28 protein-coding genes are annotated in these 25,126 nt (G+C 39.9%); 18 read left to right on the forward strand and 10 right to left on the reverse strand.

The features are described 5' to 3' along the window. Nucleotides 1-66 precede the first annotated feature (66 nt). From IMPJCBKJ_RS09870 to IMPJCBKJ_RS09880, 3 genes are read left to right on the forward strand one after another with little or no spacing between them, the layout of a single operon-like run. Complete coding sequence (locus IMPJCBKJ_RS09870) at nucleotides 67-879, forward strand: DUF3025 domain-containing protein (protein ID WP_166340063.1); 813 nt, start codon at nucleotides 67-69, stop codon at nucleotides 877-879. Then, nucleotides 876-1,664: an ATP-binding cassette domain-containing protein gene (locus IMPJCBKJ_RS09875; protein WP_166340065.1), complete on the forward strand. Its 789-nt coding sequence runs from the start codon at nucleotides 876-878 to the stop codon at nucleotides 1,662-1,664. Before IMPJCBKJ_RS09870 ends, IMPJCBKJ_RS09875 begins: the two co-directional genes overlap by 4 nt. Continuing rightward, nucleotides 1,657-2,865 carry an ABC transporter permease gene (locus IMPJCBKJ_RS09880; protein WP_166340067.1) on the forward strand — a complete coding sequence of 403 codons (1,209 nt, stop codon included), beginning with the start codon at nucleotides 1,657-1,659 and terminating at the stop codon, nucleotides 2,863-2,865. The genes IMPJCBKJ_RS09875 and IMPJCBKJ_RS09880 overlap by 8 nt, the downstream gene beginning before the upstream one ends. Before the next feature lie 49 nt (nucleotides 2,866-2,914). On the opposite strand, the gene IMPJCBKJ_RS09885 is transcribed toward IMPJCBKJ_RS09880, so the two are convergent. The 6 genes from IMPJCBKJ_RS09885 to IMPJCBKJ_RS09910 all read right to left on the reverse strand — a co-directional run bounded on the left by IMPJCBKJ_RS09885 (nucleotide 2,915) and on the right by IMPJCBKJ_RS09910 (nucleotide 9,557). Next, a complete protein-coding gene (locus IMPJCBKJ_RS09885) occupies nucleotides 2,915-3,748 on the reverse strand; it encodes a UDP-2,3-diacylglucosamine diphosphatase (protein ID WP_166340069.1) in 834 nt (277 codons plus the stop codon). Nucleotides 3,749-3,889: 141 nt separating this feature from the next. After that, entirely contained in the window at nucleotides 3,890-5,614 is a 1,725-nt protein-coding gene (locus IMPJCBKJ_RS09890; RefSeq protein ID WP_138599556.1) for a proline--tRNA ligase, read from the reverse strand. Nucleotides 5,615-5,727: 113 nt separating this feature from the next. Continuing rightward, the gene (gene tsaA, locus IMPJCBKJ_RS09895; protein ID WP_138599557.1) at nucleotides 5,728-6,432 is read right to left on the reverse strand and encodes a tRNA (N6-threonylcarbamoyladenosine(37)-N6)-methyltransferase TrmO; all 705 of its coding nucleotides are present in this window, start codon (nucleotides 6,430-6,432) and stop codon (nucleotides 5,728-5,730) included. A gap of 106 nt (nucleotides 6,433-6,538) precedes the next feature. Continuing rightward, the gene (locus IMPJCBKJ_RS09900) at nucleotides 6,539-7,111 is read right to left on the reverse strand and encodes an outer membrane beta-barrel protein (RefSeq protein WP_055198360.1); all 573 of its coding nucleotides are present in this window, start codon (nucleotides 7,109-7,111) and stop codon (nucleotides 6,539-6,541) included. A gap of 231 nt (nucleotides 7,112-7,342) precedes the next feature. Further along, nucleotides 7,343-7,807, reverse strand: coding sequence for an acyl-CoA thioesterase (locus IMPJCBKJ_RS09905; protein WP_054561436.1), 465 nt, complete (start codon nucleotides 7,805-7,807; stop codon nucleotides 7,343-7,345). Nucleotides 7,808-7,910: 103 nt separating this feature from the next. After that, on the reverse strand, nucleotides 7,911-9,557 hold the full coding sequence (locus tag IMPJCBKJ_RS09910; RefSeq protein WP_166340071.1) for an electron transfer flavoprotein-ubiquinone oxidoreductase: 1,647 nt from the start codon (nucleotides 9,555-9,557) through the stop codon (nucleotides 7,911-7,913). Nucleotides 9,558-9,750: 193 nt separating this feature from the next. Here IMPJCBKJ_RS09910 and IMPJCBKJ_RS09915 point away from each other — a divergent pair, with 193 nt between their 5' ends. Next, on the forward strand, nucleotides 9,751-10,500 hold the full coding sequence (locus IMPJCBKJ_RS09915; protein ID WP_063705098.1) for an electron transfer flavoprotein subunit beta/FixA family protein: 750 nt from the start codon (nucleotides 9,751-9,753) through the stop codon (nucleotides 10,498-10,500). After that, on the forward strand, nucleotides 10,501-11,427 hold the full coding sequence (locus IMPJCBKJ_RS09920; protein ID WP_166340073.1) for an FAD-binding protein: 927 nt from the start codon (nucleotides 10,501-10,503) through the stop codon (nucleotides 11,425-11,427). It begins immediately after the preceding gene. Between the two features lie 70 nt (nucleotides 11,428-11,497). On the opposite strand, the gene IMPJCBKJ_RS09925 is transcribed toward IMPJCBKJ_RS09920, so the two are convergent. Together IMPJCBKJ_RS09925 and asnS are read right to left on the reverse strand one after the other, a co-directional pair. After that, nucleotides 11,498-12,427, reverse strand: coding sequence for a substrate-binding domain-containing protein (locus IMPJCBKJ_RS09925; RefSeq protein WP_166340075.1), 930 nt, complete (start codon nucleotides 12,425-12,427; stop codon nucleotides 11,498-11,500). A gap of 150 nt (nucleotides 12,428-12,577) precedes the next feature. Beyond that, complete coding sequence (gene asnS, locus IMPJCBKJ_RS09930; protein ID WP_166340077.1) at nucleotides 12,578-13,975, reverse strand: asparagine--tRNA ligase; 1,398 nt, start codon at nucleotides 13,973-13,975, stop codon at nucleotides 12,578-12,580. A 259-nt stretch (nucleotides 13,976-14,234) separates the two neighbouring features. On the opposite strand from asnS, the gene IMPJCBKJ_RS09935 reads away from it, so the two are divergent. After that, on the forward strand, nucleotides 14,235-14,669 hold the full coding sequence (locus tag IMPJCBKJ_RS09935) for an ATP-binding protein (protein WP_054553905.1): 435 nt from the start codon (nucleotides 14,235-14,237) through the stop codon (nucleotides 14,667-14,669). A gap of 32 nt (nucleotides 14,670-14,701) precedes the next feature. Here IMPJCBKJ_RS09935 and bioA read toward each other — a convergent pair whose 3' ends face one another. Further along, nucleotides 14,702-15,997 carry an adenosylmethionine--8-amino-7-oxononanoate transaminase gene (gene bioA / locus IMPJCBKJ_RS09940; protein WP_166340079.1) on the reverse strand — a complete coding sequence of 432 codons (1,296 nt, stop codon included), beginning with the start codon at nucleotides 15,995-15,997 and terminating at the stop codon, nucleotides 14,702-14,704. Between the two features lie 98 nt (nucleotides 15,998-16,095). Between bioA and bioB the strand changes: the two genes are divergently transcribed. The 5 genes from bioB to htpX all read left to right on the forward strand — a co-directional run bounded on the left by bioB (nucleotide 16,096) and on the right by htpX (nucleotide 20,797). Beyond that, complete coding sequence (gene bioB, locus IMPJCBKJ_RS09945; protein WP_054553903.1) at nucleotides 16,096-17,136, forward strand: biotin synthase BioB; 1,041 nt, start codon at nucleotides 16,096-16,098, stop codon at nucleotides 17,134-17,136. 7 nt (nucleotides 17,137-17,143) lie between these two features. Beyond that, a complete protein-coding gene (locus IMPJCBKJ_RS09950) occupies nucleotides 17,144-18,277 on the forward strand; it encodes an 8-amino-7-oxononanoate synthase (protein ID WP_166340081.1) in 1,134 nt (377 codons plus the stop codon). Beyond that, nucleotides 18,274-19,065, forward strand: coding sequence for a methyltransferase domain-containing protein (locus tag IMPJCBKJ_RS09955; RefSeq protein WP_138616769.1), 792 nt, complete (start codon nucleotides 18,274-18,276; stop codon nucleotides 19,063-19,065). The genes IMPJCBKJ_RS09950 and IMPJCBKJ_RS09955 overlap by 4 nt, the downstream gene beginning before the upstream one ends. Before the next feature lie 13 nt (nucleotides 19,066-19,078). Continuing rightward, the gene (gene bioD / locus IMPJCBKJ_RS09960) at nucleotides 19,079-19,762 is read left to right on the forward strand and encodes a dethiobiotin synthase (protein ID WP_130166356.1); all 684 of its coding nucleotides are present in this window, start codon (nucleotides 19,079-19,081) and stop codon (nucleotides 19,760-19,762) included. Nucleotides 19,763-19,936: 174 nt separating this feature from the next. Beyond that, nucleotides 19,937-20,797 (forward strand): protease HtpX, encoded by an 861-nt coding sequence (gene htpX, locus IMPJCBKJ_RS09965; protein ID WP_166340083.1) that lies wholly within the window; start codon nucleotides 19,937-19,939, stop codon nucleotides 20,795-20,797. A gap of 40 nt (nucleotides 20,798-20,837) precedes the next feature. Here htpX and IMPJCBKJ_RS09970 read toward each other — a convergent pair whose 3' ends face one another. Then, nucleotides 20,838-21,038, reverse strand: coding sequence for a hypothetical protein (locus IMPJCBKJ_RS09970; RefSeq protein ID WP_054553898.1), 201 nt, complete (start codon nucleotides 21,036-21,038; stop codon nucleotides 20,838-20,840). A gap of 80 nt (nucleotides 21,039-21,118) precedes the next feature. On the opposite strand from IMPJCBKJ_RS09970, the gene IMPJCBKJ_RS09975 reads away from it, so the two are divergent. The 7 genes from IMPJCBKJ_RS09975 to IMPJCBKJ_RS10005 all read left to right on the forward strand — a co-directional run bounded on the left by IMPJCBKJ_RS09975 (nucleotide 21,119) and on the right by IMPJCBKJ_RS10005 (nucleotide 25,091). After that, nucleotides 21,119-21,598, forward strand: a complete 480-nt coding sequence (locus IMPJCBKJ_RS09975; protein ID WP_166340085.1) for a GNAT family N-acetyltransferase — start codon at nucleotides 21,119-21,121, stop codon at nucleotides 21,596-21,598. An 82-nt stretch (nucleotides 21,599-21,680) separates the two neighbouring features. Then, entirely contained in the window at nucleotides 21,681-22,112 is a 432-nt protein-coding gene (locus IMPJCBKJ_RS09980; RefSeq protein ID WP_138616765.1) for a DUF3859 domain-containing protein, read from the forward strand. 21 nt (nucleotides 22,113-22,133) lie between these two features. After that, nucleotides 22,134-22,544, forward strand: coding sequence for a GFA family protein (locus tag IMPJCBKJ_RS09985; RefSeq protein WP_138599572.1), 411 nt, complete (start codon nucleotides 22,134-22,136; stop codon nucleotides 22,542-22,544). 41 nt (nucleotides 22,545-22,585) lie between these two features. Continuing rightward, nucleotides 22,586-22,861, forward strand: a complete 276-nt coding sequence (locus IMPJCBKJ_RS09990; protein ID WP_346774159.1) for an antibiotic biosynthesis monooxygenase — start codon at nucleotides 22,586-22,588, stop codon at nucleotides 22,859-22,861. A gap of 286 nt (nucleotides 22,862-23,147) precedes the next feature. Next, nucleotides 23,148-23,507 (forward strand): group 1 truncated hemoglobin, encoded by a 360-nt coding sequence (locus tag IMPJCBKJ_RS09995; protein ID WP_054553893.1) that lies wholly within the window; start codon nucleotides 23,148-23,150, stop codon nucleotides 23,505-23,507. After that, a complete protein-coding gene (locus IMPJCBKJ_RS10000) occupies nucleotides 23,498-24,388 on the forward strand; it encodes a GGDEF domain-containing protein (RefSeq protein WP_166340087.1) in 891 nt (296 codons plus the stop codon). The genes IMPJCBKJ_RS09995 and IMPJCBKJ_RS10000 overlap by 10 nt, the downstream gene beginning before the upstream one ends. 319 nt (nucleotides 24,389-24,707) lie before the next feature. Beyond that, the gene (locus IMPJCBKJ_RS10005; protein ID WP_166340089.1) at nucleotides 24,708-25,091 is read left to right on the forward strand and encodes a nuclear transport factor 2 family protein; all 384 of its coding nucleotides are present in this window, start codon (nucleotides 24,708-24,710) and stop codon (nucleotides 25,089-25,091) included. Nucleotides 25,092-25,126 lie beyond the last annotated feature (35 nt).

Consider the following 25,126-nt stretch of genomic DNA (forward strand, 5'->3'; position numbering starts at 1 on the left):
CTATTAATGAGAACCAGTTTTTACGGTAAACTACCCACAATACATCAATAAGTTAAAAAATAAGCAATGAAACGATTTACTGCTCCCGAGCAATGGTCAACGCAATACCTTACAACGGGTGCCTTTAGTGACCTAGCAACGCTATTTAATATTGATAAACTCTCAGATTGGCCATCTTGCCAGTGGTTTAATCAATATCTAAATGCGAAAACTACACAGGGCAAAGCCATAACCTTTGTTGAAGATGAAAAGTTTGCCGATGAAACCCGTTATTATGAGCAAATCATATTTGAAACAGGGCAAGTACCAACAAGACAACAAAATTGGCATGACCTTTTTGGTGGCTTTATTTGGTGTTTATTCCCAAAAACCAAAGCGCTGATTAATCATCAGCACATTGAAGAAATTAAACTGCATGGTCTAAAAGAGCGTAGTAAACACCGAAACGCACTTACCTTATTTGATGAATGCGGCGTGGTGCTGGCAATTACTGAACAAAGCTGGCAGCAGCAATTACGCGACCACCAATGGCAGCAAGCCTTTGTAGAACAGCGTGAACAGTGGGGTAAAAGCATTAGGCCATTTATGTTTGGCCATGCTAACTACGAAATGCTCACACGGCCTTATATTGGTTTAACGGGGAAAGCATTATTTGTAATTGTTCCTGATGACATATTTTGTAAAGATTTAACCGAGCAATATGCGTATCTAGATCAACGTCTTTATGAGATGATTAAGCATGATGATTGTTTGCGTGATAATAAAAATTTATCACCCTTACCCTTGTTAGGCGTACCGGGATGGTGGACTGACAATGAAAATCCAGAATTTTACAGTAACACTGATTACTTTAGACCGAAACGAAGGAAACGCACATGATTGAAGTGGCAGGGCTTAAAAAGAAGTTTAAGCTAACAAAAGATCATAAAAAAAATAAAACGGATAACGTAGACCCCCGTGAAGATAAAGAGTTTTTTCATTCTGTAAGAGACGTCAGCTTTCAATGTAACAAAGGTGAAGTACTCGGTTTACTCGGCCCAAATGGTGCCGGTAAAACAACCACCCTTAGAATGATTTCAACAGCCTTAAAACCAGATGAAGGCAGCATTACCATCTCTGGTCACGATATCGTTAAAAAGCCATTAGTTGGCCGCAAATCAATTGGATTTCTGTCAGGTAGTACTGGCTTATATGGGCGTTTAACAGTAAAAGAAAACGTTGAATACTTTGCCCGTTTACATGGCATGAGTAAAAAAGCGGTCGCCGCTCGTTGTGATGAGCTATTCACCTTACTTGATATGCACAGCTTTATTGATAAACGCGCCGAAAACCTTTCAACAGGTATGAAGCAAAAAGCCAATATTGCCCGTGCTGTTGTTCATCATCCTGATGTGGTTATTCTTGATGAGCCGACAACTGGTTTAGATATTATGACTACGCAAACCGTCATTAACTTTATTCGCGGCCTTAAAGAGCAGGGCACGCCAGTTATTTTCTCAACGCACCATTTAGATGAAGTTGCCTTACTTTGTGACCGTGTTGCGGTGATAAACCAAGGAATTAGTTGCTTTGATGGCACCTTAGATGGGTTTAAACAAGCAGGTCAAAGTGAAGAATTAAACCAAGCGTTTATGAATATTTTAACGGAGAGCCGTAATGTTTGAAGTATTTAAAAAGGAGTTAAAAGAGCTGTTACGTGACCGTAAAACATTGATATTTGTTGTTGCATTACCGGTTGCTATCTTTCCATTATTATTTGCTGTTATGGCATTTATTAGTTCACAAGCGGCGTTAGAGGCAGAACAAGAGGTGCATACTTACGCCATTATCAATGGTAACTATGCGCAAGAGTTTACAGATAAGGTGTTTTACCATAAAAGCTTTGCTTTATATAAAGGTGATGAAACCTTTAATACAGTAGTAGATCTCACTAAAGCGGTTAAAGCGGGCACCATTGACATGGGTATCTATTTACCGTCGGACGCTAAGCAAACGTTAGATGATGCAAAGCAAAGTGAATGGCAAGTTGTGTATAACGATGCAAAAGCAATCAACTTCCTATTTGATCGTGTTAAAGAACTAGCAAAAGAATATGGCGATACGCTGCGTACAAACAAACTATTAAGCTTTGGTGTATCAGAAGAGCAGCAAGCCGCTATTATCGAGCCTATTAAAGTGGTGAAGGTCGACACTGCAGATAAACGTGAAAATCTGGGTGAGAAAATTGGTGGGTTTATTCCTTATTTACTTATTCCTCTGGTATTGATGGGCGCAACGTATCCGGCGATTGATTTAGGTGCTGGTGAAAAAGAGCGCGGTACGCTCGAAACCCTTCTACTTACACCAATCACCCGTACACAGCTGGTGTTAGGTAAGTTTGTAACCTTACTTGCTTCTTCTATTGCAACAACCACCATTACCGTACTCAGTATGGGGGTGTGGATATCAGTAGCCATTGCATTTGTAGATTTAGCCGTTGTTAAAAACGCATTTAGCTCTTTAACTGTATTAGATTTAGGGCTGATTTTTGTGCTGTTATTACCTATTGCTGCAATCTTCTCATCATTAGCGTTGGCTATTTCTATCTATGCGCGAACCTTTAAAGAAGCACAAAACTACATGGCACCACTTAGCATGGGTGTAATTTTTCCAATTATGGTTGCCTTAATGCCTAATGTTGAGCTTACGAGCAAAACAGCATTTATTCCTGTGACAAATGTAGCTCTGGCAATCAAAGAAATCATTAAAGGTACAGTTGATTACACACTCGTGGGTTTAATTTTCTTAGCGACAGTCATTGTGGCAGGTGCATTACTTGCGTTTTGTGTTAAATGGTTCAATAAAGAAGATGTACTATTTAGATAGTAAATTACAATAAATTTAAGCCCCGAATAGGGGCTTTTTACGTTTAGGTCTAGGCTGCATCTTGGTTTTTATCATAAGCAGTCTTTGGTGTAAGTTTGCTAATGTCTGCCGAGTGAATCACTTTTTTAGTTTCACTCCAGTGCAATAACTCTATACGCCCAGAGCTGTTCTCTACTAATGCAGTGCAGTTTTCAATCCAGTCGCCATCATTGCAATATAAAATTCCATCAACCACTTTAACAGCTGGGTGATGAATGTGCCCGCAAATGATGCCATCGACGGCTTGTTTTTTTGCTTCGTGGATGGCCGCTTTTTCAAATGCATCAATAGCTTCACGTGCTTTATGCACGCGTGCTTTGATCCAGGAGGCCAATGACCAATAATTACCGCCAAATAAACGCCGAATGCGATTAGTCCAGCGATTTAAAAATAGTAATAAATCGTATCCTGCATCGCCCGCAATACTGATTAATTTGTTGTAGCGCGTTGCTGAGTCAAAATCGTCACCATGTAACAGTAAAAACCGTTTTTTGGCTTTTGTGGTATGGATATATTGCTTGTGTACTTCGATACCGAATAATGAATCATTGGCATAATGGCGAAAGGTTTCGTCGTGGTTACCCGGTATATAGATAACTCGAGTGCCATCTTTTGCTTTTTGTTGAATAAGCGCAAGCACATCATAATGACTAGGATGCCAAAAAAACTGTCGTTTCATTGACCATAAATCAACAATATCGCCGACCAAATACAGAACATCGCATTCAATGGCATTTAAAAAATCTAGTAAATACTGCGCTTGGCAGTCTTTATAACCTAAGTGAACGTCGGAAATCCAAACGGCAGGATAGTGGGTTTTACTACTGCAAGTGGTGTTATTCATGGCATTTACTCATGGTGTAATAAAGTAAATGCTAGGCAGAATCAATGACAGTTAAAAGACGCTTTAGCGAAACATCTATGACAATTAATAAAACAAAAAAACCGCCGAAGCGGTTTTTTAAATTTTGTTGAGAAGACTTAATCAGCCTTTAACAAGTGCGGCAATTTCAGAAGCGGCACTATCTAAATCAAGCATTAGCTTTTCGCCAGTACGACGGTTTTTAAGCTCAACCTTGTTTTCATCAAGGTTACGCTCACCAATTACTAATGTGAAAGGCACACCTAGTAATTCCATATCGTTAAACATAACACCTGGGCGCTCTTTACGGTCATCAAACAACACATCTAAACCGGCATCTTTCAAGCCTTTGTAAAGGTTATCAGCAATATCAGGAATACGATGAGACTTGTGCATGTTCATTGGCACAATCGCTAAATCAAATGGTGCGATAGGTTGCGGCCATTTAATACCGTATTGGTCATTGTTTTGCTCAATAGCGGCAGCTACGATACGTGATACACCAATACCGTAACAACCCATTGTCATTACTTGGTTTTTACCTGTTTCACTTAATACGCCAGCTTTCATTGCTTCTGAGTATTTAGTACCAAGTTGGAAAATATGACCTACTTCAATGCCACGTTTGATTTGCAGTGAACCTTGACCACATGGGCTTGGGTCGCCTTCAACGATATTACGGATATCAGCCACTTCGTAGTTTTCTACATCGCGATCCCAGTTGATACCGCTGAAATGTTCACCATCTTTATTAGCACCTGCTACAAAGTCAGCCAAAACGTTAGCTGTGCGATCAACAATAATTGGCATTGATAGACCAACAGGGCCTAATGAACCTGGTTTTGCGCCAATAGCAGCAACGATGTCTTCTTCTTTCGCCATTTCTAGCGGTGAGTCTACAAGTGGATGCTTCTCAGCTTTTAACTCGTTTAATTCATGGTCGCCACGTAATACAAGAGCAACTAAACCACGTTGTTCGTTTTCATCTGGTGCGCCATACACGATTAATGTTTTCACGCCGCGATGAGGTTTAACACCATAGTGCTCTTTAAGCTCAGCAATTGATTTTGCATCAGGCGTTGGGAACGCTTTTAACTCTTTACTTGCTGCTGGGCGCTCTTCAGTCGGTGCCAGTGCTTCTGCTTTTTCGATATTTGCAGCGTAATCACTTGCATCACTAAATGCGATTGCATCTTCGCCTGATTCGGCAAGTACATGAAACTCGTGTGAAACGCTACCACCGATAGAGCCGGTATCCGCGATAACAGGGCGGTAATCAAGACCAAGGCGCTCGAAGATGTTGCAGTATGCTTTGTGCATTACTTGGTATGTTTTCTCTAAACACTCATCACTTAAGTGAAAAGAGTACGCATCTTTCATGGTAAATTCACGGGCACGCATAACACCAAAACGAGGGCGAACTTCGTCACGAACTTTTGTTTGTACTTGGTAAAGAGTAAGCGGTAATTGCTTATAAGAGCTCACTTCTTTACGGACAAAATCTGTGATCACTTCTTCGTGTGTTGGGCCAAGTGCAAATGGGCGGTTGTGACGGTCATTAATACGAAGTAATTCAGGGCCGAATTGCTCCCAACGACCAGACTCTTCCCAAAGATCAGCTGGTTGGATAATAGGCATTAACATTTCGATAGCGCCTGCTTTATCCATTTCTTCACGTACGATGTTTTCTACTTTTTTAAGTACGCGTAGGCCAGAGGGCAACCATGTATACAAACCCGACGCAACGCGGCGGATCATGCCTGCTCGTAGCATTAATTGATGAGAAACAATTTCTGCATCAGACGGAGTTTCTTTAAGTGTTGCGAGTATATATTGACTGGTACGCATCTCTATTCCAAGTAGTGTTAAAATTATTATCGTTTACTCAAGACGTTTGAGTAATAACAAGGCGCTAAGTTTACCAGTGGAAGCACTGACACTAAAGCGCTATATGCTAAAAACTAGCATTTTTCAATGCAGGTCACTGTATTATGATTGTCCTGAACATGCCACCTAATATTAAAATCATATAAGGTCATGCCGTAGCTTTGTTCTGAGTCACGTTGCTTTTTATAAGCTGGGCGAGGATCTTGCTTTAATACATTGCTTATAAACGCTTTTAATTCAGGTTGTTCGGTCTGTTTTTCGATAAACGCAAGGGCTTCTTCGCTAAACTCAACGCTCATATCGGTTTCTGGTCGGGTATCGGCAAAGCCTGCGGTGGCATCGGTCATTGCGTCTGAGTAGGGCAAATATGGCTTAATGTCTAAAATAGGTGTGCCATCGAGTAAATCGATTCCTGAAAGCAATAAGCTTAACTGACCATTTTTATACTCGATACCCTCTAATTTTACGGCACTCATGCCAATTGCATTTGGGCGAAAGGTTGCACGTGTTGCAAATACACCTTTACGTTCATTACCGCCTAGGCGAGGGGGTCTCACCATTGCTGAATAGCCTTTATCTGCGGTTTCATGAAATCTGAATAGTAACCAAATATGGCTAAATTCATCGAGGCCGCGTACAAACTCTTCACGATTAAAATCGCTGCTAAATACCAGCTTTGCTTTAGCTTCAGGAACTAAACGAGGTTGGCGAGGTATGGCAAACTTTTGTTTATAAGGAGATTGAATATGGCCGACGGCAGTTAATTGGTATTCGCTCATTGTGCATTGTCGTTAAGAAAATCTGCCGACATTTTACATGCATTACATGCAAACACAAAAAAGGCAGTCGAGACTGCCTTTTAATATTTAGACTACGCAGTCTAAATTAAAACATGTATTGGAATGATACAGACGCAACGTCCATATCTGGGTCAATATCATCTTCTAATTTATAGCGCTCATACTCTAAACGTACTTGCATGTTTGTTGTGAAAGCATATTCTACACCTGCACCATAAAATACATCACCGCCATCAGAGTCAGCACTGATGCTGCCAAGCTCGCCTAGATCTTGCTCAATTTCAGCATCCCACTCTAGCCAACCACCTTTGGCATAAACAGAAAAGCTATCTGTAATTGGGGCTGCTAAGCGTGCTGCTAGTGAAACACCGTCAATTTCAGCTTTAGAATCGATATCGCTTACTTCATCAAAATTTTGATAAGCAAGTTCAAGGCTTAAGTACTTGTTAAACTGAGTACCAATATAGCCTTTTAGCATTTGTGAATCGTCATCGAAGTCAGTGTCATTTTCACTGTCTTCAAACTCAAAAGAATATTGGCCGTAGCCGATACCGGTATAAATACGCGGAGAATCCATTTCGGTAATATCTGCATGTGCAGCATTATTAAAACCTAGTAGTGCTAAAGAAAGTGCAGAAAGTGAAATTGCTTTAATCATTTAATAGCTCCTTTATAAAATAAATAAACGAATGTTTCGCGTCATTCACAAGGAGTATTGCAATGGCAATGCCAAGCTGAAAATAAAGCCTAAAGTATTGTTTTTAGGCTTCATTAAGTGGTTTTTTAAACAGTTTGTTGAAACTGTAATCAGGCATTCAGTTTGGCAGTCGTAACAATTTCAGGGTGCTCTGTAGAAGTTACTAGGTGCAGTTTTTAAATCGGTTTAGTTTTATGCTTTTTGTAATAGGGTTTCAGTTTCTATCGCGATCTCTTTCATTTTTATCGCATAGTTTTCGATTTTCTTTTCTTCGTCTGTTACGGCTGTATATGAAGGTACTTCAATTGGGTAGCCTGCTTCATCCATTGCAATAAAACTTATAACACAATGATTGGTTTCAACTAGATTTTGTGTTTTAGGGTCGCCGCAGCGTACTTGAATAAAGATTTGCATGCTGGTTTTACCTGTGTGGGCAATACTGGCTTTCACTTCGACTATTTGGCCAACCAAAATAGGGCGCTGAAACTTTACACCTGCAACTGAGACAGTTACGCAGTAATGACCGCTCCAACCTGCAGCACAGGCGTAACCAGCTTGGTCAATCCACTTCATTACCACACCACCATGAACTTTACCGCCAAAATTGACATCGGTAGGCTCAGCTAAAAAACGAAAGGTTACACTTGAAGACGGCATACTTTACTCACTTTTATAAAACACGACACTTTCAGCATAGCCTAAAAAAGGGGCCGAAGCCCCTGCAATTTAGGATAAATTTTAATTAAATGAGTAACGTGCGTTACATATTAGGGTAGTTTGGCCCGCCTGCTCCTTCAGGTGTTACCCAAGTAATGTTTTGACTTGGGTCTTTAATGTCGCAGGTTTTACAGTGCACACAGTTTTGTGAGTTGATCACAAACTCTTTCTCACCTTCAACTTCTTGTACTTCGTACACACCTGCAGGGCAGTAGCGTTGTGCTGGCTCATCGAATTGCGGTAAATTCACTGCAATAGGAATCGAGTTATCTTTAAGCTTTAAATGGCATGGCTGCGATTCTTCATGATTGGTATTTGATAAAAACACCGATGAAAGTTTATCGAAGCTAAGTTTGCCATCTGCTTTTGGGTAGTCGATTTTTTCAGCCTGATCAGCTGCAACCAACGTTGCATGATCTGGCATGTTATCTTCAAAGTTAAACGGTAAGCTACCACCAAATAAGTTTTGATCTAGGGTGTTATAAGCACCACCTAAGAACTTACCGAGTTTGTGCATAACAGGGCCAAAGTTACGTGATTGATAAAGCTCTTTGTATGCCCAGCTTTGTTCAAAAGCTGACTTATATTCAGCTAAATCGGCATTTTCTTTACCGTTGCTAAGAGCTGCTACTATCACATCAGCGGCAACCATGCCTGATTTCATCGCTGTATGATTACCTTTGATCTTGGCAAAGTTCAATGTGCCCGCATCACAACCCACAAGTAAACCACCCGGGAAGTGCATTTTCGGTAAAGAACGTAGGCCACCTTTGGCAATAGCTCTTGCGCCATAGGCTATGCGTTCACCGCCTTCTAAAACATCTTTAAAAACAGGGTGATGCTTCATGCGTTGGAATTCATCAAACGGGCTTAAATGTGGGTTTGAATAGTTAAGGTCAACAATTAAGCCAACCACAACCTGATTGTTGTCGCTGTGATACATAAATGCACCACCACTGGTATCACCAGTTAACGGCCAGCCTGTACCATGAACTACAGTGCCTTCTTTGTGTTTACTCGGGTCGATTTGCCAAATTTCTTTGAAACCTAAACCGTAATGCTGTGGTGATGCATCTTTATCAAGAGCAAAGTGTTTGATTAGCTCTTTACCTAAATGACCGCGGCAGCCTTCAGCAAATACGGTGTATTTTGCTCTAAGCTCCATACCAGGCATGTAACCATCTTTTTCGTTGCCGTCTTTATCAAGGCCCATATCGCCAGTGATAATGCCTTTCACTGTTTCGTCTTCAATAATCAAAGAATGCGCACTAAAGCCAGGGAATATTTCTACCCCTAGGTTTTCCGCTTGCTCTGCTAAAAAGCGACATACATTACCCATAGAGACAATGTAATTGCCTTCGTTATGGAATGTTTTAGGGCTAGCAAAGTGGGGGATGCTGGTGGCTTTTTCACTGTTATTGAACCAGTAAATATCATCTTGCGTTACTTTAGTGGTAACTGGTGCGCCTAATGACTGCCAATCAGGTAATAATTCATCCAGCGCTTTGGTTTCGAAAACCGCACCCGATAAAATGTGTGCGCCCACCTCAGAGCCTTTTTCTACCACACAGATCATTAATTCTTGTTGTTTTTCTTGTGCTTGTTGAGCCAATCTAATCGCAGTTGATAAACCTGCTGGGCCTGCGCCTACGATGACTACATCAAATTCCATGGTTTCGCGTTCGACCATATAAACCTCTTCTCGGTGACGGACCTGCTATAAAGAACCTTATTTCATACTTGCAAATGAAACGTTACAGGCTGTGAATACTTTAAGGTTATTTTAGGTTGACGTTTACGTCAACAGGAAGTAGTCTGAATTCATAAAATAAATAAGTTGACGCCAAGGTCAACTTTGAGAACACACAATTGATGGAGTCACGATGAAAGTCCTCGTTCCAATTAAAAGAGTAATTGACTACAACGTCAAAGCACGCGTTAAAGCCGATAAAACGGATGTTGATCTAGCTAATGTAAAAATGGCGATGAACCCGTTTTGTGAAATTGCAATTGAAGAAGCTATTCGTTTAAAAGAAGCAGGGACGGCCACTGAGGTTGTTGCTGTGACTATTGGTAATAAATCATCTCAAGAGCAATTACGTACGGCCTTAGCACTTGGTGCCGATAAAGCCATTCATATTGAAACAGAAGAAAAGCTTGAATCTTTACATGTAGCTAAATTACTGAGCAAGATTGTAGAGCAAGAATCACCTGAGCTGGTTATTTTAGGTAAGCAATCGATTGACTCTGACAACAATCAAACCGGTCAAATGCTTGCTGCTTTAACGGGTCGTGGCCAAGGCACCTTTGCATCTAAAGTCGATGTTCAAGCGGGTACCGTTAATGTAACACGTGAAGTAGACGGTGGCTTGCAAACAGTTGCTCTTAAACTTCCTGCTATCGTAACCACAGACTTACGTTTAAATGAACCCCGCTATGCTTCATTGCCAAACATTATGAAGGCAAAACGCAAGCCTCTTGATGTAATTGCTGCTGATAGTCTAGGTGTAGACCTTGCGCCTCGTGTACAGCTGGTAGAAGTAAATGAGCCAGAAAAACGCAGTGGCGGCATCATCGTAGAAGATGTAGCAACATTGGTAGAAAAGTTAAAAACAGAAGCGAAGGTGATCTAAATGAAAACATTAGTGATAGCCGAACACGATAAAGGTGTTCTAAAGCCTGAAACGAATAAAACGATTACTGCTGCTGTTAAACTAGGCTTTGATGTAGATTTACTACTTGCAGGCGAAAACTTATCAGCAATGAGTGAACAAGCAGCATCAATTGCAGGTGTTAGTAACGTACTTATTGCCGATGATGCAGCTTATGCTCATCAGCTTGCAGAAAACCTAGCTGATCTAGTTTTATCTTTAGCTGATAACTATTCACACATTGTCGCAAGCGCAACAACAACGGGTAAAAACTTTATGCCACGTGTTGCTGCACTTTTAGATGTTGCGCAAATCTCTGAAATCATCGACGTTATTGATGCAGATACTTTTAAGCGTCCTATTTATGCAGGTAATGCAATTGCGACAGTTAAATCACTAGATAGCAAAAAAGTGATTACTGTTCGTGCAAGTAGCTTTGATATTGCACAAGAGCAAGCGCCAGTAGCTGTAACGAGTGTTACTGGTAAAGGTTCTGTTGGTCTGAGTGAGTTTGTATCAGAACAACAAACTGAATCAGAACGCCCTGAGCTTACTGCAGCACCTGTGGTTATTTCAGGTGGTCGTGGTATGCAAAATGGTGAAAACTTTGCGTTATTAAATGGTATTGCTGACAAACTAGGTGCAGCGATTGGTGCTTCACGTGCTGCTGTTGATGCGGGCTTTGTACCAAACGATATGCAAGTAGGTCAAACAGGTAAAATTGTTGCGCCAGATTTATATATTGCTGTGGGTATTAGTGGTGCGATTCAACACTTAGCGGGTATGAAAGACTCAAAGGTGATTGTTGCCATCAACAAAGACCCTGATGCGCCAATTTTCCAAGTTGCTGACTATGGTTTAGTTGCTGATTTATTTGATGTGTTACCAGAGCTTGAAAGCGCTCTGTAATTCATAACGATTCTGGTTGTTAAAAGCTGTTCACCTTTTTAGGTGCGCAGCTTTTTTTATATTTACGAAGCTATTTTACTGGAAGGTAGCCAATATCGAGCATTTTTTGTTGTATCTTTTTTGACTTTATAAATACAGCTAATTTGTCACCTATTTTCTTTGAACGCGGTGATTGTGTATTAACTATCAATACCAATGGGCGAACAAAAGCGTATTCTCCACTTTGAATTGTTTCGATAGACGGGCTAACGCCATCAATTGCTAATAAACTCACTTTATTTATTCTTCTATCGTTTTCAAGCTTGGTTATTGCTCCATATGAATCATAAGCAATAGCATTTTGTATTCGTTGCACAATTCCCAGCGCTTGATTAAATTGATCGTATAATTCAACTTTTTGTTCAGAAAATAGGCCTCTATTTCCAGCATTTTTTAGGCGAATAAAATTACTGTCTGGTTCTTTGATGTAATCAAGCTGTAAATACTCTAAAAACACATCAAAACTGCCGTGCGTTGTGCCTTTGCTGAAAAGCAAAATCTCATCATTTTTACTACTAAGTTTCGGAGTATGCGGAGAAACATCTGACCACTTAGTGAGCTTACCCTGATATATAGCACTGAGTGTACTAGTTGATAACTCATCGATATTGAGGTTTTTATTTACAAAAAAAGTGATCGCATCTTGTGCTAAAACAATTTGCCGTAAAAAGGGCCATCTTTGCTGTTCATCTTTGGTGAGGTATCGGGAGCTTGTGCCAATATCGATGACATTATCTGCAATTGCGATAATTCCTTTATCGCTACCCATAGGTCTTATTTGTATGCTATTACCAAATTCTTGACTTAATTCGCTCTTAAGATCTATTAATAATGCAGAAACAGAAGTTGAACCAGCAATAAAAATAGGCTTTGCGTTTAAGTCTTCTTCTAGTGCCGTGACTTTGCATGCGATTAATGATGAGGTTACTAGTAAAATGGTCTGAATAGCGCGAAAGTGCATAATAAAATGAGCTCTTAATTATTAGACTACTTTCAATATAGGCTATTTATATATGTTTGCTAAATCTCTACCAGATTTTTTATATATTATAGTGTGTTAGCATTAAAAAAGCCGCTCGAAAGCGGCTTTTAAATTGTATAGCGTTGCTTATTAGTAAGTCGCGCTACCTTTTGTACGTGGGAAAGCGATAACGTCACGTACGTTACCCATACCGGTAACATATGCAACTAAACGCTCAAAACCTAGACCAAAACCTGAGTGCGGTACAGTGCCGTATTTACGTAGGTCGCGGTACCAGCTGTAATCTTCTTTGTTTAAGCCCATTTCTTCTAGACGCTTATCTAATACATCTAGACGCTCTTCACGTTGAGAGCCACCGATGATTTCACCAATACCTGGTGCAACTACGTCCATTGCAGCGACTGTTTTGCCGTCTTCGTTTTGACGCATGTAGAAGGCTTTAATATCACGCGGGTAGTTTTTGATAACTACTGGTGCGTTAAAATGCTCTTCAGCAAGGTAGCGTTCGTGCTCAGATTGTAAATCTACACCCCATTCAACAGGGTATTCGAATTTCTTGCCACACGCTTTTAAGATTTCAATAGCATCTGTGTAATCAACTTGTGCGAAATCTTTAGTTACGAACTCTTCTAAGCGTGAGATAGCTGTTTTCTCAACACGTTGTGCAAAGAATTCCATATCATCACGACGCTCAGTTAATACTGCATTGAAAACGTATTTCAGCATGTTTTCAGCAAGTTTTGCGATATCTTCTAAATCTGCGAATGCAACTTCAGGTTCAACCATCCAAAACTCTGCTAAGTGACGAGATGTGTTTGAGTTTTCAGCACGGAAAGTCGGGCCAAAAGTATAGATTTTTGACATTGCAGATGCGTATGTCTCACCATTTAACTGACCAGATACTGTTAAGAATGCTTCTTTACCAAAGAAATCTTCACTGTAATCGATGTCGCCTTTATCTGTGCGTGGCAAGTTTTGCATATCTAAAGTAGATACACGGAACATTTCACCGGCGCCTTCACAGTCACTAGCAGTGATGATAGGTGTACTGATCCAGTAGTAGCCTTGCTCGTGATAAAAACGGTGAATCGCTTGTGCTAAACAGTTACGTACACGGGTTACCGCACCCATGATGTTAGTACGAGGGCGAAGGTGTGCGTGCTCACGTAAATATTCAATGCTGTGACGTTTAGCAGACATAGGGTAGGTGTCTGGGTTCTCAACCCAACCTAATACTTCTACAGAGTTAGCTTGAATTTCGAAAGACTGACCTTGACCTGCAGATGGCACTAGAACACCGGTTACAGATACAGAACAACCTGCTGTTAAACGTGTTACTTCATCATAATTATTGAGTGAATTAGGTACTACCGCTTGAATAGGATCAAAACACGAACCGTCATGAACGGCTAAAAATGAAATTCCTGCTTTTGAATCGCGGCGTGTACGGATCCAGCCTTTTACTGTTACTTGGCTGTCTACCGCAACCTTGCCTTTTAATAGCTCTGAAATCGCTAAATGGCTCATCTTCACTCCAATGATATAAGTTGCCTAATATAATAATGCTGTGCATTGCACTTGAATCGACTATCTTACCCTCGTAAATCAAATAAAAAAACTATTGTGACGCACTCTTTAGTAGTTTTTCTTCAATTGAGTAAAATAGCAGCAATATTTAGCGTAAAATTTGCGTTTATTTAAATTCTCGCTGCGCTAATTGGTTATTTTGTGGCATCATTAACAATTACTGTCCTTTAGTCTTTAATTAAATTGTATAACAGGTGCTATGAAACAAGTTTTTATTCTTCGCGGCTTACCAGGCTCAGGTAAATCATATTATGCACAAAGCCTAGCTGATGAGTTGGTAGCTGGTAACGAAAGTGATTATGTCGTGTGCGCAACAGATGATTATTTTTACAATAGCGAAGGTGAGTATCAATTTGATAAGTACAAGTTACCTGAGTATCACAATTTAAATCTTGCACGCTTTATTAATGCCTTAGCAGAAGAAATTCCGTTAGTAATTGTTGATAACACTAATATTAAAAAATGGGAATTTATCGCCTACGCACAAGCGGCTACTGCACTGGGTTATCAAGTAAAAGAAGTGATCGTTGGTGAAATTAAAGATAAATCATTACAGCATCTTTACGCTAAGCGCTGCGAACATAAAGTACCGCTTCGCATGATAAGTAAAATGGCTTATATGTTTGAATGGTAAAGTTTAAAGAAAAGGAAGCATCAGCTTCCTTTTTAGCAATACGCCTGCTGTTCTATGGCTGCATAAATAGCATTGCATAACTTAGTTAAGCTTTGTTCGTCGCTTATGTAAGGCGGCATCAAATAAATTAATTTAGCAAACGGGCGTATCCACACACCTTGCTCGATAAAAAAGCGTTGAATTTTTGCTACATCTACACTTCGCTTAAGCTCAACAACACCAATTGCCCCCAATGTCCGCACATCAACGACTGCATCAAGTTGCTTACACTTTGCAAGCTGGGTTGTTAGAACATCATTTATGTGTTCAATTTGCTCTTGCCACGGTTGCTCTAGCAGTAAATCAATACTTGCAGAGGCTGTAGCACAGGCAAGCGGGTTACCCATAAAAGTTGGGCCATGCATTAATACGCCGGCTTCACCTTCACTAATGCCAATAGCGACTTTGCTGGTGGTTAATGTTGCTGATAGGGTCATCATGCCACCCGTTAATGCTTTGCCAATACATAAAATATCAGGCTCTATGTTGGCGTGCTCAATAGCAAACAAGGTGCCGGTGCGGCCAAAGCCTGTGGCGATTTCATCACAAATAAGTAAAACATCATACTTATCACACAGAATGCGTAGGTGCTTTAAGTAATCAGGGTGGTAAAAATTCATGCCCCCAGCATTTTGAACTATGGGTTCAATGATAAATGCCGCAACATCGTGGTGGTGAGCTGCAAAGTAGCTTTCAAGCGTATCAGCTTCAGCAGGGTTAAACTCGCCATTAAATTTAGCACTCGGCGCAGGTACAAAAACATGTTCAGGTAAAAATCCTGAGTACATACTGTGCATTGAATTAACCGGATCGCAAACGCTCATCGCCGCAAAGGTATCGCCATGGTAGCCCTTAAGCGGCGTCATTAATTTTTGTTTGCTGGTGTAACCTTGGCTAAGCCAGTACTGCAAGGCCATTTTTATGGCAACTTCAACACTCACAGAGCCACTGTCGGCTAAGAACACCTTATCGAGTGACTCAGGTGTGATACTGACTAGCTTTTTACACAGCTCAACAGCGGGCTCATGAGTTAAGCCACCAAACATGACATGACTCATTTTGCTAACTTGCTGGGTGATTGCTTCATTTAAAACAGGATGGCAGTAACCATGGATGGCACTCCACCAAGAGGCCATACCATCTATTAGGCTTTCGCCTGTTTCTAAGAAAATACGATTTGCATTGGCATGACTGACTGGGTAAACGGGAAGGGGCTGAGTCATAGAAGTATAAGGGTGCCAAATATGCTCACGATCAAAATCTAAATCTATTGGTTGTTTATTAATCATATGTAAACTTTATATCACTTCGATTCGTTGACAATGTTACGTCAAGTCGTAGACTAAGCCAATCTAACCGTCCCAATAATTTAAAAAAAGAGACTATTATGGAGCACGCAGTTGTCCGTCACGATTGGACTCACCAAGAAGTAAAAGCATTATTTGAAATGCCGTTCAATGATTTGTTATTTAAAGCGGCCAGTGTGCATCGTGAAAACTTCAATCCAAATGAAGTACAAATTTCTACTTTGTTATCGATTAAAACCGGTGCTTGCCCAGAAGATTGCAAATATTGTCCTCAGTCAGGTCATTATAAAACAGACTTAGACCGTGAACGCCTTATGGAAGTAGAAAAAGTGGTTGAGCAAGCGCGTGTTGCCAAAGAAAAAGGCGCAACCCGTTTTTGTATGGGTGCTGCGTGGTCTGATCCGAAAGAGCGTGACATGCCTTATATTTCAAAAATGGTAAAAGAGGTTAAAGAGCTCGGCCTTGAAACCTGTATGACGCTTGGCATGCTAGATAACGAAAAAGCCCATGCATTAAAAGACGCGGGTCTTGACTACTACAACCATAACCTAGATACATCACCTGAGTATTACCAGCAGATCATTACAACACGTACTTACCAAGACCGTTTAAACACCATCGATAACGTGCGTGATGCGGGCATGAAAGTGTGCTCTGGCGGCATTGTAGGTATGGGCGAGCAGGCTGCTGACCGTTTTGGTTTATTAATGCAATTAGCTAATTTGCCGCAGCAGCCAGAGAGTGTGCCAATTAATATGTTGGTTAAGGTTAAAGGCACGCCACTTGAAGATGTCGAAGACTTAGACCATTTTGAGTTTATTCGTACCATTGCTGTTGCACGTATCATGATGCCGAAAAGCTATGTTCGTTTATCAGCTGGTCGTACGGCGATGAATGAACAAATGCAATCTATGTGTTTCTTTGCTGGTGCTAATTCAATTTTCTACGGTGATAAACTACTGACTACAGAAAACCCTGAAGCAGACGCAGACATGATGCTGATTAAAAAATTAGGCATGAACCCAGAAACTCGTGAAGATTATTCTGATGAAGCGGTTGCAGCATCACTTTCATCAAAAGTTGCTGATAAAGCAACATCAGAACTATTTTACGAAGCGTAGCAATTAAATGGCTTTTGATTTTATTGCCGAGCATCTTGTTGAGCGTCAAGCAGAGGCATTACTGAGAAAGCGTCAACTTGTTGAGCAATCAAGCGGGCGCTTTATTCAGGTTGCAGGCAAACAGTATTTAAATTTTGCCAGTAATGACTACCTTGGCTTTTCGGATGGTTTTATTGAGATACAAGCGCAGCAACTAGGTAGCCACAGTTCAGCATTAGTGAATGGTTATAATAAACCACAACAACAGCTTGAGCAGCGTTTATGCGAGTTATTAGGCTACGAAAGCGCCATGTTATTTAATAGCGGATTTAGTGCTAATAGCAGCGTATTAAAAGCATTGTTTCAAGATAAAAGCGTGGCGCAATCATCGGCAATTTTTCAAGATAAGCTTAATCATGCCAGCCTAATTGATGGCGGCCTTCATTCTGCCGCTGCCATGGTGCGCTTTAATCATAACGACCTTAGGCACTTAGAATCTCGGTTACAAAAGTCAAAAGCAAAGCATAAGCTTATAGTGAGCGAAGGGGTGTTTTCGATGGATGGCGATCAAGCCCCCATTGAAGCACTCTGTAAACTCGCTAAACAATACAACGCGTGGCTGATGATTGACGATGCCCATGGCTTTGGTGTGTTAGGCGAGCAAGGCTTAGGCAGTTGTGAGGCAATCAAGCCTGATTTACTGATCATCACCTTTGGCAAGGCACTGGCAAGTAGTGGCGCTTGCCTGCTTGCATCAAAGCAAATGATTGATTACATGTTGCAGTTTAATCGCGAATACATTTATTCAACGGCGATGTCACCACTGATGGCAAGTTGTACTCTTGAGCGACTCGAAAAGTTACTAAAAGCAGATAAGAGACGCTCTCAGCTTACAGAGAATATTGCCTACTTTAGAGCACTTGCCAAAGAGCATAACTTGGCATTAATGGAATCAACAACGGCAATTCAGCCCTTGGTATTGGGCGATGCAGAACACACGCTTGCCGTTGCTAATAAGCTTAAAGAGAAAGGCGTGTGGTTAACCGCTATTCGACCGCCCACGGTGCCATTTAATACGGCACGACTCAGAGTAACCATAAGTAGCGCACATCAAGCATACGATATAAAACAGCTTGTTGATTCACTAGTGGAGTGTTTATGAGTGTTCAACTGCAAGCGCCTTTAAGCTTTCAACACAGTAATAAGCAAACAACACAAACTAAGTTCTCTAAAGCGGCTGCAAATTACGCGAGCCATGCTAATGTACAAAAACAAGCAGCTGCACACTTATTTAAAATGATGGCAAGTAAACATCAGCAGGGTACTTGCCTTGATTTAGGAGCTGGGCCTTTAGTTAATACGGCAATGCTTAAAACACATTTTGATACTGTATTGGCAATGGATTTAAGTCATTCCATGCTAAGCACAGAGCATAACCCGCGTTGTTTAAAAGTGTGTGCTGATATGGATAACCTACCATTACAGCAAAACTCTCTTGATTGTGTGTTTAGTAATTTTGCAATGCAATGGTCTGCTGATTTAGAGGCACTACTTAAAAGTCTTTTTTACTCCCTAAAAGCAGGCGGTAAGGTTTATTTAAGCTGCGTGGTAGATGGATCCCTTAAAGAGATCAAACAGGCTTTTGCTTGTTTAGATGATCAAAGCCATATTAATCAGTTTCATAGTGCTAGTCACATTATTGAGTATGCAAAATTAGCAGGGTTTAAGCTCAATTTTGCAGCCGATAGATGTTATATAGATGCCTATAACTCTCCCTTAGATGCTCTGCGCTCAATAAAAGCGATTGGTGCTACCTCATTGCAAACTAAGCAAAAACGCAAAGGATTATTGACAAGACAGGCACTTAATAGTGTTTGTAGGGCATACCCTCTGGTTGATGGGCATGCTAGAGTGAGCTATCAAGTTGTCCTTTTAGAACTAGAAAAATAGAATTAACTAAAAAATGAAAGAATTTTTTATCACGGGTACAGACACCGATGCCGGAAAAACCCATGTCACCAGTTTATTATTAAACTTACTGGCGCAACATAAACAGCGTGCGGTTGGTTTTAAACCTATTGCAGCAGGCGCAGAAGAAGCATTTGGTCAGCTAGTGAATGATGATGCATTAACCTTAATGGAAAGCTCATCAATTGGGGTTAAATATAACATAGTTAACCCCTTTACCTATGAGCCACCCATTGCACCGCATATTGCAGCTGCCCAAGTAGGTGACAGACTGACATTTGATAAGCTCGATACTGCTTATGCAAATGTAAAAGCACTCAATACCGATTATATTCTTACAGAAGGTGCAGGCGGTTGGTGTTTACCTATCAACGAAACTGATTTACTGTGCGATTGGGTTAAATCACAAAACCTTGATGTTGTTCTAGTAGTAGGCATGAAGCTTGGTTGCCTTAATCACGCACTATTGACAGCTGCTCACTTTAAAGCGCTCGGTGTAAATTGTGTGGGTTGGATTGCAAATCATGTAGACCCAAACATGCGTGAACAAGAGGCCAATTTAGAAACACTAAAATCAGCATTGCCTTTCCCGCTTTTAGCGATTAGTCCGTATACAGACGGCACCCCTAAATTAAAAATTTACAAAACCTTACTTGAAATTTTATCTATCAACCCATAATAATTGAGTTGTTACTTTTGACATACTCTGTCACAATTGATTGCAATTAGTTCCTTGCAACCAATTGCATAAGCCCTAAACTGAGTTGGTAGAACACCCAGATAATTTTATTAACTAACGATTTTTAACCATGTCGTTAGTTAATACAATTGGTATGTTTATTCTGAGGTTTTTATGAAGCGTGTATTTTTGTTTCTACTGACTAACTTAGCGGTAATGCTAGTGTTAGGTATTGTGTTGTCTATTGTGATGAGCGTACTGGGTATTAGCCATCGCAGTCTAGGCGGCATTTTAGTTATTTCGACCGTATTTGGTTTTGGTGGCTCGTTTATTTCGTTATTTATGTCGAAATGGATGGCAAAAAAATCAACTGGTGCACATGTTATTGAACAACCTCGTTCTGAAACAGAACAATGGTTAGTTTCGACGGTAGCAGCGCAAGCTAAAAAAGCAGGTATCGCGATGCCAGAAGTGGCTATTTATGATAGCCCTGAAATGAACGCATTTGCGACCGGCCCAAGTAAGAACAACTCGCTGGTGGCTGTGAGTACAGGTTTATTACACAACATGAATCAAGATCAAGCTGAGGCGGTATTGGCTCATGAGGTGTCACACATTGCAAATGGTGACATGGTAACGCTGACACTTATCCAAGGTGTAGTGAATACCTTTGTTATCTTTTTGGCGAAAGTATTGGCAGGTATTGTTGATAACTTCCTTAATAGTGATGAAGAAGAGGGTGGGAGTAGCTGGACATACTTCTTGTTCGATATGATTTTCCAAATGTTATTTGGTGTTCTAGCAAGTGTGATTGTTGCTTACTATAGCCGTAAACGCGAATTCTCTGCGGATGCCGGTGCAGCAAAACTAGTAGGTGCAGATAAAATGCGCAGCGCCCTTGAGCGTTTAAAACAAAACCACCCATCACAACTAGAAGGTTCAATGATGGCGTTTGGTATTGCAAGCGGTAAAGGTGTTGCTGAGTTATTCTCATCACACCCACCACTTGATGAGCGTATTAACGCATTACGTTAATTTAAAAACGAAAAAGCCAGCTTGATGCTGGCTTTTTTTATTATTGGTTTTTCTCTCGCTCGAGTTGTTGTGGCAATAATACCTCAACAATTTCACGGGCCGGTAAGGTATACCTTACGCCATCAAACATCACAGAAGTATGTTCATCAATACTGGTGATCCCTGTTAAGGTCCAGCCTTCACCGCGTTCTTTACAGTATACTGTGGTGGTAGGTTGAATTACTTTAAATTCTTCACTCATCGAACTTAATCTAATTGCTTGAAATTGCGTTTATAGTAAGACAATAATGCCAGCTCATAAAGCAAAAAGAAGAAATTAACGTGTCTAGCCACGATGACTTAGCCTTTGACTTACGTCCAATTCGTCATAGAGATTGCCAAGCGATATGGGATATTTTAAAAGATCCGCAAGTACAAACGTTTAATGATTACGGCGCTGATATAACGAAAGGTGACGTGTACGACTTTATTCAAGGCGACATAGAACGTTTTTATAATCAACAAGGCATTCGTTTAGTTATTGTTTTACGAAGTAGTGGGCAGGTTATTGGCAGCGTAGGCATATTTAACATAATTGACGGGCAGGGCATGTTGGGGTTTGAGTTGTCGTCACAATACTTTGGCAAAGGAATAATGCAAAAGGTACTAGATATGCTATTTGAAAAACTGACGACCTTTGTACCTGCTCCGCTAAACAGTGTGTTAGCTTTAGTTAACCCAAATAATAGCGCAAGTATTAAACTTTTAACTAAATGTGGCTTTCAACAACATGACACTCACTGGGTAAAATACGTTAGCTAATTACTATAATAGTACAATCTTGTTCTGCTAGGGTTGCTACTATAAAATAGCGCCTCATTTTTAAAAAGGAGCGCTTGCAGCTATGGCAAAAGCAAAGCCAATTACCACTATTGAAAGTTACGGCATTTACAGTCATTGGGATGCAAAAGAGAAAGACCTGCCACAAATCACCGAGTTTACAACAGACGTTCCTGCACAGTTAGATATTGAATTTGGCTTTATAGTTAACATTAAAAAGGCCAAAGGACAAAAAATTAAATTTTGCGTTTACCACCCAGATATTCCGGATGAAGATGGCGAGATCATGCCACCGTTTGAGGGCGAACAGTACGTTAAAACAAACGATTGGCAGTTTTATTTAGGTGATACGATATGGGCACCTGTTGACAATAAAGTAGGTATTTGGCGCATGACTATTGAGTTAAATGGCCATATAATTGCTGATAAATCCTTTAACTTATTAAAGGAAGCCGAAGGCACTGCCACTGAATTTTGGAAGCATCGCGGTTATTAATCTTTAAACCTGAGAGGGACTATGTATCAAGGAAGTTGTTTATGCAGCAAAGTAAAAGTAACTATTGCTGGTGGTATAGACTCAATTATTCATTGTCATTGCTCCTTATGTCGTAAAAACTCAGGCACAGCCTACGCAACCAATGGCTTTATTCAACGAGATGGTTTTAACCTCACAGAAGGTAAGCAGCATCTAAGCGCGTTTGAATTTAAACCCGGCAGAATTCGTTATTTTTGTAGCTATTGTGGCTCACCTATTTATAGCGAGAATAAAGATGACCCAAGCCGCTTACGTATTCGCTTAGGTTTATTAGATAGCGATATAAATGAGCGCCCGATCAGCCATAACTTTGTAAGCTCTAAAGCAAATTGGGATACATTTGACGAAAAAATTCCATGTTATGATGGTTTTGAACCAAGTAGGGGGAAGTAACAGCCATGATAGCGAATACACCATGACCGCCTTATTACGCCGTGATTTTTACGAATACCTTATCTGACGATACCGCCGGTTATGAAAATGTGGCTAATAGAATGGTTGAACTTGCAGAGCAACAACCTGGGTATTTAGGTATAGAGTCTGTTCGTGATGGTTTGGGAATTACAGTGTCGTATTGGCAAAACTTAGATGCAATAAAAGCCTGGAAACAAAACGTTGAGCACTTAAACGCCCAACAGCTCGGTAGAGACAAATGGTACAGCGCCTTTACAACGCGTATTGCTAAGGTAGAACGTGATTATTCATTGTAATAGCCATCAACCATGAAAAGAACACATCATACTGTTTTGAGGTTTATTTCAATCTCGGCAAATATCTTTGAATTTAAGATTTTTAAATCAACAGATATGGTGTGTAAGAGGGGCTATTAATATTCACGTGCAACAAATGAGAATAATCCCATTATTTGCTTATTCAAAAATGCAAAATCTCTTTTCCTTTCTATAATTTAAATATCAATAGCTTGCAGACTTTCTTGTCATCTTTTGTGGTGCCTTATTAGCTACTTAAATATTTATCGATAATACAGGACTCGATGTGGAATCTTCTTTGTTTATCAAATACGGTGGTTTTTCTCGAATTTATAAAGTCATAGAAAAGTTTTATGACAATATTTTGAAGTCAGAAACCCTTAATGCTCATTTTAAACATACCAACATGGAAAGGTTAATTCATCATCAAACAAGTTTTATCTCATCTTTAATGGGTGGACCTGATTACATCAGTGATGAACAGCTAGCACAAGCCCATAAAAATTTAGGTATTAATCTTAAAGATTGGCAAGAAATGATAAATATCTTGTCGCTTACATTTTCTGAACAAGGAATATCAGAAGACGACGCGAAGCAAGTCATAGCTAAGCTTGAAACAAAACGAGACTTTATCGTATGTCATTAGGGTCAGAACAAAACGACAAAAATTATTCTGTTTTAAATTATTTGCAGTTACCTGTCGTTGTTTTTTCGGCTAATGAACACAAGGAAGTATTTCAAAACAACTCATTTCAACTTGTTGCACAGCATTACCTAAATGCATCTAATAACCCAGTCAATAGACACTTAGCGCAATTAATTAGCTCAAAATTATTAAAAAACGATACAGATAAGCTTGAAGTGGAAATTAATAACGGTTCTTATCGTCATATATTTAGATTTACTGCCAATGTAGTGGGTGAGCACGTCATTGTTGAAGGTGAGGATATCACCGAACTTAAGAGAAACCAGTTTTTGTTTAACAGAACAAACTCATTGTTAGAAGACTACAGTAAGCAAATGTTTGAACTTGCTCATACGGACCAATTAACAAATGTGCCAAATAGGCGAGCCTTGTTTGCAAAATTCAGTCAGTTACAATCAAATCATAAAGATTTTAGTTGTACTGTTTCTCTTATCGATCTTGATCACTTTAAGCGTTTTAATGATTCATTTGGCCATGATTTTGGCGACCAAGTATTAGTCACATTTGCGAAGCATGTAAAAGATAGCATTGATGATACGTGTTATTTTGCAAGACTTGGCGGTGAAGAGTTTTGCCTTATCCAAATAAACAATAAAGACACGGTTTGTTTTGCCAATACAGAAACACTACTTCAAACAACTAAGACCATAAAGCTAATGACACCTGATAACTCAAATATAGGTATGTCGTTTAGCGCAGGTGTCGCTGTGTATGGTAAAGACGGCATTTCACTTGATGAACTTTTGAATAATGCTGATAAAGCACTTTATTTTGCCAAAGAGAATGGCCGTTCGCGTGTAGTAAAGTTTGAAGGTGCTTAAAGTGCTAGTTTGGTTTACTTATACTGTATACATTTTAGATTCGCTAAAAAATTAATAGCTTACTTTTCTGCTAACACGTACCTATTCCAACATACGTAACATATAAGCTATTTCCTAAAGTGAAGTGAAACTGTCATTCGTTTTTATCAGAAATTTGAACGCTCCATTGCTAACTTTTCTGGCTAGTTATCTGTTAATAGCTCTGGTAGAAATAGCATATTCAGAAAAGGAACTATTATGCTTTAGTAAAATGTGTAATTAGCTTGTCTTACATTTCTTAAATACAAGCATAATCAACAAATTTGTGAAGAGGTGCTAAATGTCGGTTGATTTAGAATTAAATAAGAGAAATGCTATTGAGTTTTACAAAACCGCTTATCTAGGAAATCCATCTCTAGCGGTTGAAAAGTATGTAGGCGAAGTATACATACAACATAATCCTTTAGTTGGTGATGGAACAGCCTCATTCATTGCTTATTTTGAAAAAATGCATAATGAATATCCAGATAAGAAAATTGATTTTGTTCGTGCCATAGCAGAAGGTAATCTTGTTGCACTTCATACTCACCAAATATGGCCCATGAATGACCAATATGTCACTATGGATTTCTTTCGGTTTGATGAAAATGGCAAGATTGTTGAACACTGGGATTCAATACAACAGATCCCACAAGAGACTTTGAATGGTAACTCAATGTATTGAATATGTACGTAAGTGATTTATCGCGAGTTTAAAGC

The sequence above is a fragment of the Pseudoalteromonas sp. MB47 genome, assembly GCF_011319765.1.
GTDB classification, from domain to species: Bacteria; Pseudomonadota; Gammaproteobacteria; order Enterobacterales; family Alteromonadaceae; genus Pseudoalteromonas; species Pseudoalteromonas simplex.